The 16,406-nt window shown below is 72.2% G+C and carries 14 protein-coding genes; 7 read left to right on the top strand and 7 right to left on the bottom strand.

Annotated elements, in window-relative coordinates; genetic code table 11:
- Positions 1-2 precede the first annotated feature (2 nt).
- Both ACFV9M_RS26075 and ACFV9M_RS26080 read left to right on the top strand, forming a co-directional pair.
- Positions 3-182 carry a hypothetical protein gene (locus tag ACFV9M_RS26075; protein ID WP_385073689.1) on the top strand — a complete coding sequence of 60 codons (180 nt, stop codon included), beginning with the start codon at positions 3-5 and terminating at the stop codon, positions 180-182.
- Complete coding sequence (locus tag ACFV9M_RS26080; protein WP_385073692.1) at positions 179-4,522, top strand: trypsin-like peptidase domain-containing protein; 4,344 nt, start codon at positions 179-181, stop codon at positions 4,520-4,522. The genes ACFV9M_RS26075 and ACFV9M_RS26080 overlap by 4 nt, the downstream gene beginning before the upstream one ends.
- A 143-nt stretch (positions 4,523-4,665) precedes the next feature.
- Here the strand turns inward: ACFV9M_RS26080 and ACFV9M_RS26085 are convergent, their stop codons facing one another.
- Positions 4,666-4,869 (bottom strand): DUF5988 family protein, encoded by a 204-nt coding sequence (locus ACFV9M_RS26085; protein WP_385073694.1) that lies wholly within the window; start codon positions 4,867-4,869, stop codon positions 4,666-4,668.
- Between the two features lie 96 nt (positions 4,870-4,965).
- Positions 4,966-5,460, bottom strand: coding sequence for a MarR family winged helix-turn-helix transcriptional regulator (locus ACFV9M_RS26090; protein ID WP_385073696.1), 495 nt, complete (start codon positions 5,458-5,460; stop codon positions 4,966-4,968).
- 129 nt (positions 5,461-5,589) lie between these two features.
- Between ACFV9M_RS26090 and ACFV9M_RS26095 the strand changes: the two genes are divergently transcribed.
- Positions 5,590-6,243, top strand: coding sequence for a ferredoxin--NADP reductase (locus ACFV9M_RS26095; RefSeq protein WP_385073699.1), 654 nt, complete (start codon positions 5,590-5,592; stop codon positions 6,241-6,243).
- 21 nt (positions 6,244-6,264) lie between these two features.
- Here the strand turns inward: ACFV9M_RS26095 and ACFV9M_RS26100 are convergent, their stop codons facing one another.
- Both ACFV9M_RS26100 and ACFV9M_RS26105 read right to left on the bottom strand, forming a co-directional pair.
- The gene (locus ACFV9M_RS26100; RefSeq protein WP_385073701.1) at positions 6,265-6,444 is read right to left on the bottom strand and encodes a hypothetical protein; all 180 of its coding nucleotides are present in this window, start codon (positions 6,442-6,444) and stop codon (positions 6,265-6,267) included.
- 113 nt (positions 6,445-6,557) lie between these two features.
- Positions 6,558-6,923: a hypothetical protein gene (locus ACFV9M_RS26105; protein WP_385073704.1), complete on the bottom strand. Its 366-nt coding sequence runs from the start codon at positions 6,921-6,923 to the stop codon at positions 6,558-6,560.
- On the opposite strand from ACFV9M_RS26105, the gene ACFV9M_RS26110 reads away from it, so the two are divergent.
- The 4 genes from ACFV9M_RS26110 to ACFV9M_RS26125 all read left to right on the top strand — a co-directional run bounded on the left by ACFV9M_RS26110 (position 6,916) and on the right by ACFV9M_RS26125 (position 11,031).
- Positions 6,916-7,545 (top strand): SRPBCC domain-containing protein, encoded by a 630-nt coding sequence (locus tag ACFV9M_RS26110; protein WP_385073706.1) that lies wholly within the window; start codon positions 6,916-6,918, stop codon positions 7,543-7,545. The genes ACFV9M_RS26105 and ACFV9M_RS26110 overlap by 8 nt on opposite strands.
- 178 nt (positions 7,546-7,723) lie before the next feature.
- On the top strand, positions 7,724-9,325 hold the full coding sequence (locus tag ACFV9M_RS26115; protein ID WP_385073709.1) for a DHA2 family efflux MFS transporter permease subunit: 1,602 nt from the start codon (positions 7,724-7,726) through the stop codon (positions 9,323-9,325).
- A 200-nt stretch (positions 9,326-9,525) separates the two neighbouring features.
- Positions 9,526-10,815: a cytochrome P450 gene (locus tag ACFV9M_RS26120; protein ID WP_385073712.1), complete on the top strand. Its 1,290-nt coding sequence runs from the start codon at positions 9,526-9,528 to the stop codon at positions 10,813-10,815.
- An 18-nt stretch (positions 10,816-10,833) separates the two neighbouring features.
- Complete coding sequence (locus ACFV9M_RS26125) at positions 10,834-11,031, top strand: ferredoxin (protein WP_385073715.1); 198 nt, start codon at positions 10,834-10,836, stop codon at positions 11,029-11,031.
- Between the two features lie 153 nt (positions 11,032-11,184).
- On the opposite strand, the gene ACFV9M_RS26130 is transcribed toward ACFV9M_RS26125, so the two are convergent.
- The 3 genes from ACFV9M_RS26130 to ACFV9M_RS26140 all read right to left on the bottom strand — a co-directional run.
- Positions 11,185-12,528, bottom strand: coding sequence for an NAD(P)/FAD-dependent oxidoreductase (locus ACFV9M_RS26130; protein ID WP_385073717.1), 1,344 nt, complete (start codon positions 12,526-12,528; stop codon positions 11,185-11,187).
- Positions 12,525-13,373 (bottom strand): arylamine N-acetyltransferase, encoded by an 849-nt coding sequence (locus tag ACFV9M_RS26135; RefSeq protein WP_385073720.1) that lies wholly within the window; start codon positions 13,371-13,373, stop codon positions 12,525-12,527. The genes ACFV9M_RS26130 and ACFV9M_RS26135 overlap by 4 nt, the downstream gene beginning before the upstream one ends.
- 46 nt (positions 13,374-13,419) lie before the next feature.
- The coding region (locus ACFV9M_RS26140; RefSeq protein ID WP_385102543.1) for a type I polyketide synthase at positions 13,420-16,406 on the bottom strand (2,987 nt) is incomplete at its 5' end.

The following is a 16,406-nucleotide window of genomic DNA, read 5'->3' on the forward strand; positions in this document are numbered from 1 at the left end:
GCATGGCGTATCCGATCGAACCACCCGTGTCCGCGGGCATGTCGGACACGGTCCAGGTGCGGATCGAGGAGGTGACCGACGGGCTGGTCGAGGTCGTCCGGCCGGGGCGGGTCGCGGCGCGCGCGGCGAACTTCACGGCGCCCCTGACCTGGCGGCGGCCGTCGGACCGGACGGCGAGATGACGTCGCATCAGGAGCGGGAACCGGGGCAGGGGTCGGCGTCGGAGCGGCGGTCGGCGGGCATCGGGCCCAAGGCCTTGGAGCGGGCGCTGCTGCGGATCCGCGACGGCCGGGGTGACCCTGTCGGCCTGGGCTTCCTGGTGTCCGACACGGTAGCTCTGACCTGTGCGCACGTGGTTTCGGCCGCTCTCGGCACGCCGGCCGGCACTCCACCGGAGCCCGGTGCGCGTGTCCCGGTCGACCTGCCTCTCGTGGCCGGAGGGCCGCAGGCGGACGCCGTCGTCGAGCTGTGGCTGCCGCCTCGAGAGCCGGGTGATGAGCCCTCCGGTGCCGCGGATGTGGCGGTGCTGCGGTTCGAGGCTCCGCTGCCGGGGGCGGGGCCGGTGCGGTTGGTCGACACCGACGAGTCGGCGGACGGGCTGTGGAGTCATCGGGTGCGGGCGTTCGGCCTGCCCGCGGGGCGTCCCGGTGGCGTGTGGCATGCGGGTGTGCTGCGGGGGCGTCAGGCCGACGGCTGGGTGCAGGCCGATCTCGTGGGCGGCGGCTACCCGGTGTCGCGTGGGTTCAGCGGCGGGCCGGTGTGGGACGACCGGCTGTCGGGCGTGGCCGGCATGGTCACGGTGGCCGAGTCCGGGCAGCCGCCCGTCAGTTACCTGATCCCCACGGGCGGCCTGGCGGCTGCCTGGCCCGGACTGGGCCCCCTCGTGCTGCCGCCCTCGCCGTTCCGCGGACTCCAGGCTTTCGAGGAGGCCGACGCGGCGGTCTTCCACGGCAGACGGAACGAGAGCGACAAGGTCGCCCGGGCGCTCGAACAACGGCAGTGGGTCACCGTCGTGGGCCCCTCAGGCTCCGGCAAGTCGTCGCTGGCGCTGGCCGGTGTGGCGCCACGGCTGCGGGCGCGCGGAGCCCGCGTCGTCGTCATGCGGCCCGCGTCCGGGAGCAGTCCCCTCGCGGCCCTCGCCTCCGCGCTGCTGCCGCTCCTGGAACCCGACCTGGCCGAGACCCGCCGGCTGGCCCGCATCCCCGAGCTGTCCGACGAACTGCGCCACCACGGCCTGTCCGAGACGACGAACCGCCTGCTCACACGCCAGGGCGGTAATCAACTCCTCCTTGTCGTCGACCAGTTGGAGGAACTCCTCCAGCAGCCCGCGGACACCGTGCGCGAACTGGCCGACGTACTGTTCGCGGCCGACGCCCTGCCACCGGCCGTCCGCGTACTCGCCACCCTGCGCGCCGACTTCCTCGAACCCGTCCTCGATCACCCCCACCTCGGCCCGGTCACGAGCCGGCACCTGCACGCCCTCGGCCCGCTCGGCGCCGACGGACTGCGCGAGATCGTCACCACCCCCGTCGACACCCTCCCCGGTGTCTCCTACGAGCCCCGTCTCGCCGACCGCATCCTCGCCGACACCGGCACCGAACCCGGCGCCCTGCCGCTCCTCGCCCTCACCCTCGACCTGCTGTGGCAGCGGCAGGAGAACGGCGTCCTCACCCACCGCGCGTACGACGAACTCGGTCGCGTGACCGGCGCGCTCGGCACCCACGCCGACCGGGTCTGGGCCGAACACGTGCCGCCGGACGACGAGGCCACCGCGCGGCGGCTGTTCACCCAGCTCGTCCGGCTGCCGCTCGGCGCCGCCGTCGCGACCCGGCGCCTCGCCCGGCGCGGCGACCTCAGCGAGGACCAGTGGCGCATCGCCCAGCGGCTCGCCGCGCACACCCGGCTCCTCGTCACCGACCGCGGCGCCGAGGGCACCGAAACCGTCGAGCTCACGCACGAGGCGCTGATCACCCAGTGGGAGAAACTCGCCACCTGGGTGGCCGAGGACCGGTCCTTCCTCGGCTGGCGGGAGACCGTACGGCATGAGATGGACCGCTGGCAGGAGGCGGAACACGCCTCCGCACACCTGCCGACCACCGCCACGCTGGCGGGCGCCGAGCAGTGGCTCCCCGACCGCGACGCGGCCCTCAGCCAGGCCGAGCGGGACTACCTGACCACCGGCCGGACCCACCGCCGCACCCGCGCCCGCCGGCGCCGCGCCCTGCTCTGCGGACTCGCCACCGCCCTGGCCTTCGCCCTGGTGCTCGGCATGCTCTACGTCGTCGAACGCCGCAGCAGCCAGGAAAGCGCCGCTCTCGGCGCCTCCCGCGCCCTCGCCCAGGTGGCCGCACAGGAGTACACGGCCACCGACCCGGCCCGCGCCGCGCTCATCTCCCTCGCCGCCTACGACACCTCTCCGACGCAGGAGGCCGAGAACGAACTGCTGCGCCAGTACCTCCAGTACGCGTTCTACGACCGGGTGCTCTCGGGCAACCTCAAAGACAGGCTCTTCGACATGAGCCGCGACGGCGACGTGGTACTCGCCGCGTCCAAGCGCTCAGGGGCGACGCTGTTCGTGCGGGCCCTCACCGGACCGGTACGCACGGTGCGGTTGCCGTCCACCGGGGAGGTCAACGGGGTCGTGGTGTCCGCCGACGGAAAGCGGGCCGCCTACGTCCAGGACGATGGCAAAGCAGTCTGGTTCGAGGTGCGCCCGGACGCGAAGCGGCCCGCCGGACCGCTGCATCAGCTCCCGCGGGCCGCCCTTGGCTCGGGCATGGACTGGAGGGCGACCCACTTTCCCGCGATGGCCCTCGACGGTTCGGTGATCGTCGCGCGTGTCAGCGAGCGCATCGTCTGGTGGAACCTGAACAGTGGTCCGCACGGCACCCTCGGAGGGAGCCTCCCAGCGCCGGAGGACGGGTTCGACATGTGGCCGGCCCCCGACAATCGCACGTTGCTGATTTCTGTCCCGAAGGGGACCGACGAGAAGGCCGGCCTGCTCGCGGTCGACCTTGACACCGGCAGGAGCCGGGTCGTGGTACGTGCCGACGAGATCCGCGTCTCCGGTGACCGGACGCGGGTGGTCGTGTGTCACGAGCGGGGCGGGACCACCGAGGTCAGCGTCCGCCGGCTTTCGGACGGCGCTCGTGAGGGCATCGTCTACCGGGAGAAGGACAGCGACTTCGCGTCCCCGACCTGCGGGGTGGAGTCCGTCGACGGTTCCGGCCTCCGGGTGGCTCTCCGCTCTTCCTCCGGCCTCACCGTCGTGGACGTGCGGGACGGCGAAGTCCTCTCCCGCAACGGCCTGCCCGCCTCGTCCCACGCGTGGGGCGAGAGCCGCCCATGGCTCGTGGAGTCCGGCGGCAGGCTCTATCACGTCCGCCACGACGAGTCGAAGATCGGGTTCATCCAACTGCGCCCCGGCAACTGGTTCATCGAGATCGGCCAGCAACTCCTCACTCGCGACGGCACATACATGATCACCGTCCTGGCGGACGGCTCCCGTATGCAGGTGCACCACGCGCGCAAGCTCAGCGCCCGTGTGCTCGCCGACGTGCCGCGCCGCAAGCCCTACTGGGTGCCCGACATCGGTGACTCTCTCTCCCTCGACCGCACGGGGCGACTCGTGGCCGCCCGCGAGGGCGCCGACATCGTTACCGTCCGCGACGCGACGACCCTGCGCCGCACCGCCACGATCACCACGGCCGAACCCCCGCAGTCGCCTGGCGGCGAGGGCGGCTCCGCAAGGCCGGACTACGACTTCAGCTACTTCTTCGATGGCGGCGGGAAACTGGTCACCGTTTCGGGAACCGTCGTCGAGCAGTGGGACCCGCGCACCGGTAGGCGACTCGCGCGCTTCGACGCCACGGCGGTCCGTTCCCGGGCGGGGGGTGCCAAGGACGCGCGACTGCGGGTCGGCTCCTACCCGGCGGCGAACCGGGTCAGCGTCATCGTCCTGGACCGGCCCGGCGTTCAGATCGTCGACGTCGCCACCGGACGGACCGTCGAGACGGTGAGAACCGGCGACGACATCCTCGCCGCCCAGTTCGATCCCAGCGGGAAGTACTTCGCCATCCTGCGCCGGGGCTCCATCTTCGAGCTGTGGCGGCGCGGCGACCCGCCCCGCAAGGAACTCGGCCCCTTGCGCAGCCTCTCCGAGGTGGACGGCACACCGTATGTGGCGAGTTTCCTGGAAGGCGAGGGCCGCTACCTCGTTGCCGCGAACAACGCCGTTCGCATCTACCGGATCGGCGAGCCCGGCTACGAGACGTTCTACTCCTTTGTCCGCCCGAGCGACGGAACAAGCGATGTGCAGCACGCTTTCAGGGGCGCCTCCGTGGACGGCAGCACCGTGCTCTACGAGGGCCCCGACGGCACGGGCGGCCCCCTCCACCTCTCGCCCCGCCGCTGGTACCGCGATCTGTGCGACGTCATCGGCGACCGGGAACTCAGCGCCGAGGAGGTGGACCTGCTGCCCGCCGAGCCGAGGTCCCGGCGACCGTGCGCCGACGACGGCTGAGGCTCGGCCGGCCGGACCGCCGAGACGTGGCTGCGCGACTGCGCCGACCTCCTCGCGCGCCTGGCGATGCGCCTGAGCGGCGCCTGGACGCGTACGGTGAAGACCGGGCCGGGGAGACCCGGAAGAGCCCGCAGCGGCCCGTGTCACTCGGCGATGCGGGTCCGCATCGTCCAGTGGAAGGCGACGACCTCCGACTCGGAGTCGGGGCGGCGTTCGAAGTGCTCGTAGCCGCCCAGGTACGGAATCTTCACCTTGACCTCTCCGTCGGGGACGGTGCGCGAGCGCTCCGCGGCGGGGATTCCGTCGGGACCGCCCAGAAGTACTGCCTCGACACTCTTCTCCGTCATGTTCCACTCCCGTCGTCAGCGTGCCCACGACGATAGGAAGGGGAACCGCCCCAGCGACACTCCCAAAGTTGGTAGGACCTCAGGGCGGCACCGCGCTCAGCAGACCTCGCCGGCGGTGTGGGCCTGGATGGCGCTCAGGAGGCGGCGCAGGGTGCGCTTCTCGTCCTCGTCGAGCGCGGCGAAGGCGGCGGCCTCGGCGGCCTCGATGTCGGCCATGCCGTGCCGCAGACCGGCGATGCCCTGCTCCGAGATCTCCACGAGGTGGCGTCTGCGGTCGCGCGGATCGCGCACGCGTCGGACCATGCCGTCCCTCTCCAGTTCGTTGAGGAGTCCGACGACGATGCTCGGGTCGACCCGCAGGGCCTCGGCCAGGTACTGCTGACTGGTCGACTCGTGGCGCGCGAGGACCGCCATCAGCTCGACGTGGCGGGGCTTGAGGCCACCCGATTCGAAGGCCGGCCGGATGCAGGAGGCGACCTGCCGGCTCGCGATCAGCAGCAGCATGCCGAGGGTGCCCTGGTAGGTGTCGGGATTCTCCTCGGTGGGCGCCGACGGCCGCTTCCGCGCTGCGTCCCGGGCCTTCTGATTCACCGTTCGAGCATATCCCACGTGACTCATCCCGCCTTGATGCCTGAAGAACCTCAATGGTACTTTTACCTCAACGATTGAGATCTTCAACGAATTCCCGCTTGCGCCGCCTCGACCAGCAGGAGCAGATCCATGGGCATCTTCACCAAGACACCGATGACGTTCGCGGAGGTGCACGAGGAGGACGACGGGGTGCACGCCTTCTCCTTCGTCCCCACCAAGCCCCTGTCCTTCGTGGCCGGCCAGCACGGCGTCCTGAAGGTGCCGGGCGCCGGTCAGAAGACCTTCTCGCTCGCGTCCGCGCCCGAGGACCCCGAGGTCGTCATCGCGACGCGGCTGCAGTCCGGCAGCGCGTACAAGAACGCACTCGCCGCGCTCAGGCCGAACGACCCCGTCACGCTCCAGGGCCCGATGTTCAACTTCACGCTCAAGGGCACGCCCGAGGACGTGGTGTTCCTGGCCCAGGGCATCGGCATCACCCCGTTCCGCTCGATCCTGCGGCACATCTCGGCCGCCGGTGTCGCCAAGCGCACCCACCTGGTCCACGTCAGCGGCACCCAGACCCCCACCTACCGCGCCGAGACGCAGGACCTGGCGACGACCGCGCTCTACCCCACCCAGCGCGACGACTTCGCGCTCGCGGTGAAGGAGCTGGTCGCGGAGAAGCCCGGTGCCGTCTACTTCGTCTCCGGGGCGACGGACTTCCTCAAGGGCACCGTCGAGCAGCTCACGCAGCTCGGCGTCGGCAAGAAGCAGATCCGCAAGGACCGCTTCGTCGGCTACTGACAGGGCCGGCGGCCGCCGCTCTCAGAGCCGGTCGACGATGGCCCAGAAGTCCGCGTGCAGCCGGTCCGCACGGATGCGTGCGTCCCGCTGGGCCAGCTCCGCGGCGGCCAGCGCCAACGCGTGCGGACCGGAGCAGTAGGCCAGCATCCGGAACAGGCGGGGAGCGAGCCGGGTGAGCCGGACCGGGCGTGCGATTCTCACGTGACCTCCAACGCGGCCCGGCCCTGTCCGAGCAGGGCGACCTGACGGGTGGTGTCGAGCAGCATCGACCGGTCGGACGGCGGCGGAACACCCCCATCCTGGTAGGGACTCCGTCAGCCGAGGTCGAAGAACTCCCGGTAGGAGTCGATCTGATGGGTGAGCATGTGGATCCCGGCGTGGGTCGGGAGCCCGGCGGCCTCGGCCGCGGCGAGCAGCGCGGTCCGGGGCGGCGTCATGATGATCTCCGCGACCGGACGGCCGGGCGGCAGGTCCGCCACCGGGAACGGCAGAGGATCGGCGTCGGGCCTGCCGAGCGGGGTGGCGTGGACGGGCACGAGGACCGCGTCCCGGCCCAGGGCGGCGAGGACGGGGTCGAGCGGACCGGGTGCCCGCGCCTGGGCGACGGGGGCACCCACCACGACGCAGAGCCGCGTCGTGCCACGGACGACAGGCAGCGGAACGGAACTGAGCGTGGTCATCGATCTCCCTTCGGACGAGCCGTCCGGCGCGGCGCCGCAGCGCCCGGACAGCGTGCACGGATCGTTCGAGGTCACCCTGGTGGTGCCGGCCGCGCCGGAGCGGGTCTTCGCCGCGTATGCCGAACCGGAACTCCGTCGCCGGTGGTTCCGCATCCCCGGCGCGCCCGGACAGGCCCGGCACGAGCTCGACTTCAGGGTCGGCGGCCGGGAGACGGCGAGCGGCACCCTCGTACAGCGGGGCGTACCGGAGACGATCGAGTACCGCTCGGAGTTCCTCGACATCGTGCCCCTCCGGCGCATCGTGCTGGCCTGTTCGGTGTCGGTGGGCGCCGAGCGTTCGGCGTCGCTGGTGACGGTGGAGTTGAGCTCCGGTCCCGGCGGGACCCGGCTGCGGCACACCGAACAGTTCGTGCTCCTCACCGGCGACGGGGACGGCTCCCGGGCCGCGCATCTGCGCGGTGGAGTGCGCCTGCAACTCAACGGGCTGATCGCCGCGGTCCGCGAGGAGAACCCGGCGTTCCCGAAGTGGCCGCAGAACCCATTGTTCCCGAAGTGGCCGGAGAACCCGGCGGTCCCGAAGTGGCCGGAGAACCCGGAGCGGCCCACCGCGGCCGGTCCATGACGCCTCTCGCGCGCGGCCACGGCGATGCCCGCCTCTCGCGCCCTCCCCGTCAGCCGGGCCGGTCACCACAGGCTTTCCGCCGCCCCGTGCCGGTCGTGTCTCCGGCGGCGCCCGGCGGCGGGAGACCGACGGCCGGAACACGTCATCCTTGTCCCTTCTGCCTGGTCTAGGCGGCCCTATGCCGATCGATCCGAAGCACCCCGTCCCGACCGGCCCCGAGGAGCACGACGGGCCGGTCGCCACAGAAACCGTAGGGTCCCGAACGGGCGCGCCGTCCGCGCTCGACCGGCCCCTGCTCCTGGTCGCGGCCGTCGTGACGCTCGGCGCCGTCATGGCGGTCCTGGACGTGACCGTCGTGAACGTCTCGATCAACGCGATGGCCCAGCAGTTCGACGCGTCGCTGACGACCATCCAGTGGGTCTCCAGCGCCTACACGCTGGCACTGTCGGCGGTCATCCCGCTGACCGCGTGGGGCTCGGAACGCTTCGGCGTCAGAAAGCTCTTCCTGCTGTCGCTCGTGATGTTCACGGTCGGCTCGCTGCTCGCGGGGCTGGCCTGGAGCGCCACGTCGATCATCGCGTTCCGGGTGGTGCAGGGGCTCGGCGGCGGCATGCTGATGCCGGTCGGCATGATGATCCTGACCCGGGCCGCCGGTCCCGACCGGCTCGGCCGGGCGATGTCGGTGATCGGCATCCCGACGGTGCTCGGCCCGATCGGCGGCCCCGTCCTCGGCGGCTGGCTGGTCGACAGCTTCTCCTGGCGCTGGATCTTCTTCATCAACCTGCCGATCGGGCTGGCCGCGTTGGCGCTGGCCGCGCGGGTGCTGCCGCGTGACCCGGCGGGCACCCGGTCGCGGCTCGACCTGCGCGGTGTCCTGCTGCTCTCCCCCGGCCTGACCCTGCTGGTCTACGGTCTGGCCCGCTCCGGCTCGGGCGGCGTCGGCGAGCCGGCGGTCTACCTGCCGGCCCTCGGCGGCGCGCTGCTGCTCGTCCTCTTCGTCGGCCACGCGCTGACCACCCGTCAGCCGCTGATCGACCTGCGGGTCTTCCGGAACAAGGTCTTCAGCGGCTCGCTGGTCACCATGCTGCTGATGACCTGCGCGGTCTTCGGGGGGCTGCTGCTGATGCCGCTCTACCTGCAACTGGCCCGCGGTCAGGACGCGACCCACGCCGGCCTGCTGCTGGCGCCGCAGGGCGTCGGCGCGATGATCGCGATGATCGTCTCGGGCCGGCTCGCGGACCGTACGGGCGTCGGACGGATCGCACCGGTCGGCCTGGTCCTGGTGGCCGGCTCGTTCGGGTGGACCACCACGCTCGCGGCGGACACACCGTTCTGGCAGCTGGGCATCGCGCTGTTCTGCACCGGTCTCGGCATGGGTCTGACCACGATGCCCCTGTTCACCGGCGCCATGCAGACCATGCCGCCGGAGTCGGTCCCCACCGCCAGCACCACGCTGAACATCACCCAGCAGGTGGGCGCGTCGGTGGGCACCGCGGTGATGACGCTGCTCCTCAGCAACGCGCTGACCGATGCGCTGGGCGACGGCGCCGCGGGCGGGCAGCCGGACGGCGGCGACCTGGGCGCGCTGGGCTCCGTACCGCCCGAGGCGCTCGCGGCGCTGCGGCCACTGCTGGCCGCGGCCTTCGGCGACACGTTCCGCTGGGCGGTCGGCTTCGTGGCGGTCGCGGCCCTCGTGGCGGTCGCGCTGCTGCCCCGGAACCGGCCGCGGACGCCGGTGGGAGGGGAGAAGGACGGTGCGCTGCCACCTCCGGGGATGTGAGGCCCTCGGGGACCTGTGGCGCCCTCGGGGGCCTGTGACGCCCTCGGGGGCCTGTGACGCCCTCGGGGGCCTGTGACGCCTTCGGGTGTGGGTGATGCCTTTCCGTCGGGGGCTCGTGCTCTATCAAGTCGAGGGATGTCCGCGCCGTGGCCGCGCGCTTAGCGTGGCCACCCATGTCCTGACGGAGAGGACCGCACCGCATGACTCAGAGCGCGGAAACGTCGCTGCCGCTGTACCCCTTCACCAGATTCTCCGACGACGATCTGTACGCCCCGCCGGCCGGCCCCGACCCGGACGCCGCCGCACGCCGGGTCAAGCTGCCGACCGGGCAGACGGCATGGGTCTTCAGCAAGTACGAGGACGTCCGCAGACTGCTGCGCGACCCCGCGGTCAGCGGTGATCTGACCCGTCCCGGCTTCCCCATGCTCGCGACCATGGAGATACCCGAGGGCATGGAACTGCCGGAGGGCATGGAACTCCCGGAGGGCGTCGACTTGCCGGGCGCGCCCGAGCAGCCCGCCGCCGAGGACCGGGTGGACTCGTTCATGCTGATGGACGAGGACCAGCACACCGTGTTCCGGCGCATGCTCACCCCCGAGTTCCTCGTCAAGAACGTCCGAGCGCTGGAACCGCTGATCCGCCGGACGGTCGTGGAGAGCCTCGACGACCTACGGTCCGCGGGCCGGCCCGCGGACCTCGTGGCCCGGTTCGCGCTGCCGGTGCCGTCCAAGGTGATCTGCCACCAGTTGGGCGTGCCCTACGAGGACCACGAGTTCTTCGAGTCGCGCAGCCGGGTCATGCTGATGCCGCAGACGCCGATCATGGAGATGCACGCCGCGATCACCGACATCGCCCTGTATCTCGGCGAGCTGATCGAGCGGAAGGCGGCCGGCGAGGCACGCGGCGACGACATGCTCACCCGCCTGGTCGACCAGTGGGTGAAGCCCGGCGAGGTGACCACCGCCGCCGTGCGCAACGCGGCGATGCTGCTGTTGCTGGCCGGCCACGAGACCACCGCCAACCAGATCGCCCTGAGCACGATGGTGCTGCTCGAACATCCCGAGGAGTACGCCGCCCTGCGCGAGCAGCCGGACCGGGTCTCCGACACGGTGGACGAGCTGCTGCGCTACCTCACCATCATCCGCAGCGGGCTGCTGCGCATGGCGACCGCGGACGTCGAGATCGGCGGTCAGCTGGTCCGGGAGGGCGAGGGCGTCATCGCGCTGCTCGGCGCGGCCAACCGCGACGGCGCCACGTTCGCCGAGCCCGGCGCGTTCCGCCCGCAGCGCGGCGCGCACCAGCATCTCGCGTTCGGATTCGGGCCGCGGCAGTGCCTGGGACAGACGCTGGCCAAGCTCGAACTCAGCATCGCGCTGTCCGAGTTGGCGACACGCTTTCCGGACCTGCGCATCGTGACGCCACGCGAGAAACTGGTCATGAAGAACCAGTCGCTGGTCTACGGCGTCGACGAGCTTCTGGTCACCTGGTGAGCGGGGGAAGGAGCAGCCGTGCGCGTAGAGGCCGACCGTGACGTGTGCGTCGGGTCGGGCAGTTGCGTCTTCCGGCTCGACGCGGTCTTCGACCAGGACGACGACGGTCTGGTGATCGTCCGGCTGGCCGACCCGCCGGACGCGCTGCGTGAGGAGGCGGAGATCGCCGCGCGGGTGTGCCCGTCCGGGGCGATCACGGTCCGGGACGGGACGTGACGGTCCGGGACGAGACGTGACGGTCCGAGACGGGACGTGACGGTCCGGGCGGGCACATGAGTACTTGAGTGGTTCTCCTCGCGCCTTCCCTCCTCCCCCGAACCGTTCGTGGCCGGCACCCCGCCCGGGGTGCCGGCCACGGTCGTTCTCCGCTCAGCCGGCCGTCGGCGCCGACTCCACGCGGGCCTCGGCCAGATGTTTGCGGTCCAGCTCGTCGTACTGCGGGTAGGCCGGGCAGCCCTTCGTCCGCTCGAACGGCTCGAAGGTGTCCCACTCGGACCTGGCGCGCATCTCCTCGCAGAGCGGGTTGTGCTCGCTCCAGAAGTCGCCGCCCATCAGCCGGACCATGTACTTCTCCAGCACCGCGCGGTCGGTGGTGCGGGCCGCGTCGGCCGTGACGGCGAGCAGCTCACCCTGGTAGAAGCCCTGGATCAGGCGGATGTAGGTGTCGTAGCCGGTCTTGTAGAAGTTCGAGTAGTGCTGGATGTGCTCCTCGGCCCGCTCCGGCTCGCGGAGCGCGTCGGAGACCGCCTGCCCGGCCTTGAAGCCGGTGGCCGCGGCGACCGTCACGCCGCCGGAGAACATCGGGTCGCCGAAGCAGCCGGCGTCCCCGGCCATGACCCAGCCGTTGCCCGCCACGGTGTCGCTCTTGTAGCAGTAGTCGGTCTCGACCTTGATGTTCGTGGCCGGAACCGTGCCCTTGAGCCGGCTGACGATCCGTGGCACCCGGGCCCGGTGCTCCTCGAAGGCGGCCTCCGGAGTGGAGCGCCGGAACACCTCGCGCGGCATGACGGTGCCGACGCTGATGGTGTCCGAGTCCAGCGGGATGGCCCAGACCCAGCCGTCGTCGTGCACGCCGATCTGGATGTCGCCTTCGGCGCCGAGGTTGTTCTGCTCGTCGTAGCCGGTGTAGTGGCGGAAGACGCCGACCATCTGCAACCGGTCGATCTTCTTGCGGAGGCCGAACTTGTGGGCGATCTTGCCGGCCCGGCCGCTGGCGTCGACGACGTAGCGGCTGCGGACCTCGTGCTTCTCTCCGCCCCTGCGGTACCGCGCGCCGGACATCCGGTCGCCGTCCATCAGCAGTTCGAAGACCTCGGCGCCCTGGAGCACGGTGGCACCGGCCGCCTCCGCCTGCTCCAGCAGCATCTTGTCGAACTTGGCCCGCTCCACCTGGAAGATGTGGTCGTGACGGCCGTCGCCCTGGATGGAGAAGTCGGCGCGGAACACGGCGTCGAAGAAGCGGGTCTCGGTCGGGTCGATGAACTCGCCGCCCCATTTCTCGACGTATCCCTGCGCGGCGACCACGTCGTAGATGTTCAGCTGTTCGAGCAGCCCTGCCAGGTACGGCAGCAGCGACTCGCCTATGTGAAAGCGCGGGAACTCCTCCCGCTCCAACAGGAGCACGGAGTGTCCGCGTTGGGCCAGTGTCAGGGCACTGATCGAACCGGCCGGACCGCCGCCGATCACCAGGACGTCCACGTCTTGCTCGCTCACCGCGTACCTGCCTTCTGTGTTGTGCCGGCCTTGTCGGTCGTGCCGGTCTGACGGGTTGTGCGGGGGGTGAGGATCTCGTCGAGCTCGCGCCGCAGTTCGTCGTCGTCGACGAGGGTGCGGACCCGTTCGCGGCCGTCGCGCACGGTCAGCAGCCGGCGTCCCTTCAGGACGGTCTGGCCGTCGGCGTACGCGCGGCCGCACAGGATGGTGTCGGCGTCCTCCGGCGTCGCCTCCTCGGCCTGGCGGCGCAGATGCGTCTCCAGGCCGGTCCAGTCCTCCGGCCGGCGGGACCGGTCGCGGACCCGGTAGATCTCGCTCCACCGGGTGGCACGGCCGCGGCGGCTGAGCACCAGTCGGCCTTCCTCGGCCGCCAGCCGGAACTGGCTGCCGTACTGCCGCTGGACGCCCTCGGTCAGGCTCAGCGGCTCCAGGTACGACGGCCCGGGGTAGCCGACGTCGACCAGCCAGTGCTCGCCGCCGAGGGTGACCCGGATGAGCATGTGGTCGATGTCGGAACCGAAGTAGACCAGTCCCTCGGCGGTGCCCGCGCCGATCAGGTCGGCCTCGTAGCCCAGTTCGGTCAGCAGCCGGAAGAAGAGCCGGTTGAGGTGGAAGCAGATGCCGCCGCGGCCCTCCAGGACGCTCAGCTCGAAGAGGGCGTCCTGGTCGACATCGACCAGCGCGAAGCCGGTGCTGCCGTCCGGGAGGGTGCCTGTCAGGGGCACGTTGCGGTTGTAGGGCACGGTCATCAGGTGGTTCTTCTGCAGCTGGCGCAGCGACTCGACGCTGACCGTGCGGGCGTCGCCGCAGCCGATGCGGTCGAGGTAGGTGGCGGCGTCGAACAAGGCATCGCCTTCTCTCGCGGGTCGGGGTTTCGTGGGGCGGGCCGGTTCACGCGGCGGTCATCCGCCGGCTGAGGTAGCGGCCGAGGAGGGCGGGGGTGGGGTGGTCGAAGATGATGCCGGAGGCGAGCCGCAGCCCGGCCAGCCGGCCCAGCCTGTTGCGCAGTTCGATCGCCGTCAGCGAGTCGAAGCCGATCTCGAAGAGTCCCTGGTCGGCCTCGACGAGGACGCCGGGGGCGTGTCCGAGCAGCGCGGCGGCCTGCTCGCGGACCAGGGTCACCAGGACCTCGTCGCGGTCGCCCTCGGAAAGGCCGGCCAGTCGCGCGGACAGCTCGCGGCGGTCGGCGTCGGTGACCGCGGTCGCCTGTGCCTGTCGGCGGGCGGGCCTGACCAGTTGGCGCAGCAGCGCGGGGACGCCGTCGGCGGCGGGTGCGGCGCCGGGGTCGAGCTTGATGGGGACGACCACCGCCTCGGTGCCGCGCAGCGCCGCGTCGAACAGTTCGAGGCCTTCCGCGGTGCCGAGCGGGGCCATGCCGCCACGGGTCAGCCTGGCCCGGTCGGTGCCGGTGAGGTGGCCGGTCATGCCGTGCTGCTGCTGCCACAGGCCCCAGGCGAGGGACAGACCGGCCAGTCCGTCGGCGCGGCGCCGGGCGGCCATCGCGTCCAGGCAGGCGTTGGCCGCCGCGTAGTTGGCCTGTCCGGCCGCGCCGAACGTGCCCGCCGCGGAGGAGAAGACGGCGAACACGTCCAGGTCCGGGTGCCGTTCGCGGGTCAGTTCGTCGAGCAGGGCGACGGCACCGACCTTGGGGGCGAAGACGGCGGCGAGCCGGTCGGGGTCCAGGTCGCCGAGTACGCCGTCGTCGAGGACGCCCGCCGTGTGCACCACACCGGTCAGCCGCCGCCCCTCGGGCAGTTCCGCCAGCAGCCGGGTCATGGCGGCGCGATCGGACGCGTCGGCCGCCACGACGGTGACCTGCGCGCCGAGGCCGGTCAGCCGGGAGGTGAGGTCGTCGGCGCCGGGCGCCGTGGGACCGCGGCGGCCGGCCAGCACCAGATGCCGTACGCCGTGCTCCTCGACGAGGTGTGCGGCCACGGTGGCGCCCAGTGAGCCCGTGCCGCCGGTGACGAGCACGACGCCCTCGGGATCGAACGCCGCGCCGCCACCCTCCGTCTCCGTACCGGCCTGCGTACCGGCCTGTGCACCGGCCTGTGCACCGGCCTCGGTGCGGGTCAGGCGGGGGCCGTACGCGTCCTCGCCGCGCAGCGCCACCTGCCACTCACCGGCGGCGACCGCCGCGGTCAGTGCCGTGCGCGGCACCGTTTCCGGGGTGGCGTCCGCGTCGAGGTCCGCCAGGACGACGCGCTGCGGATTCTCGGCCTGGGCCGAGCGGACCAGGCCCCAGACGGCCGCGCCGACGGGGTCGGCCGGGGTGTCGGCGGCGCGCGGAGCCACGGCGCCGCGGGTGGCGACCACCAGGCGCGCCGCGTCGAACTCCGGCTGGCCGAGCCATGCCTGGAGGGCGTCGAGGACGCGCACCGTGCGGTCCAGCGTCGCGGCAGGCAGATCGTCGTCCTCGGCGCCGCCGGTCGCGTCGAGCAGCACCCACTCCGGGGCGGGTCCGCCGTCCGCGACCCGGTCCGCGAGGTCGAGGATCTCCTCCGAGAGCGTGACGACCGGCCAGTCGGGCGTCTCGGTCGCCTCGGTCGTCTCGGTCGCCTCGGTCATCTCGGTCGCCTCGGTGGCCCCGGTCGCCTCGGTGGCCTCGGTGGCCTCGGCACGGGGCAGCTGTGCCCAGTCGGTGCGGAACAGCGGCAGCCGCCGGCCCGCGCCGGCCCCGGCCCGGTCGGCCGGCACCGCTCGCGAGAGCAGCGAGCCGATCGTCACGACGGGGGCCCCGGTGTCGTCGGCGGCGTGCAGGACGAGTTCGTCGTTGTCGGCCCTGCTCAGGCGCACCCGGAGGCTGCGGGCGCCGGCCGCGTGCAGTTCCACGCCGGACCAGGCGAAGGGCAGGGTGACCGTCCCCGGCTCGGCGGGAGTGTGCGCGGTGTGCGCGGTGTCAGCGTCCCGATCCGTGTCCGTGTCCTGCTCCGTGACCGCGGCGGGCGCGAGCAGACCGGCGTGCAGGGCGGCGTCCAGCAGAGCGGGGTGGATGCCGAACCTCGCCGCGTCCGCCCACTGCGGCTCGTCGAGGGAAACCTGCGCGTACAGGTCGTCGCCGCTGCGCCACACCGCGCGCAGCGCCTGAAAGGCGGGCCCGTACTGGTAACCGGCCGCGGCTAGGCGGGGGTAGAGGTCGCCGACCTCCACGGGTTCGGCGTCGGCGGGCGGCCATGTCGACAGGTCGGGGACGGTGCCGGGTGCGGTGGACCGCTCCGGCAGGAGTACGCCGCTGGCGTGCGCCTGCCACTCGTCCGCCTCTTCCGGCGCCGTGTGGATGGTGACCGTACGCCGTCCGTCGTCGTCGGGCAGACCCACGGCGACCTGGAGGCGTACCCCTCCGCCGGCCGGCACCACGAGCGGCGCGCCGATGACGAGTTCGTCCAGGACCGGGGCGCCGACGTGGTCGCCGGCCCGTACGGCCAGTTCGACGAGGGCGGCCCCGGGCAGCAGTACGGTCCCGCCGATGGCGTGGTCGGCCAGCCAGGGCCGGCTGCCGAGGCTCAGCCTGGAGGTGAAGAGCACACCGCCCCAGCCGGGTACGGACACGACCGCGCCGAGCAGCGGGTGCCCGGCCCCGGTCAGGCCGAGCGAGACGGCGTCCTGGGAACCGGCGGTGGGCTGCACCCAGTAGCGCTGCCGGTGGAAGGCGTAGGTGGGCAGGTCGAGGACGATCTCGCCCGGCGGCAGCAGCGGGCCCCAGTCGACATCCACCCCCCGGCCGAACAACTCGCCCAACCCGGCCAGCACCTCCCGGACCTCGTCACCCTCCCGCCGGGTCAACACCACCGCGTCCTCCAGCACACCACTCAACGTCGCCGGACCCACCTCCACGAACGTCCCGAACCCCGCCTCCCGCAACCCCCCGACCGCATCCG

Source organism: Streptomyces sp. NPDC059895, assembly GCF_042731035.1.
GTDB lineage: Bacteria > Actinomycetota > Actinomycetes > Streptomycetales > Streptomycetaceae > Streptomyces.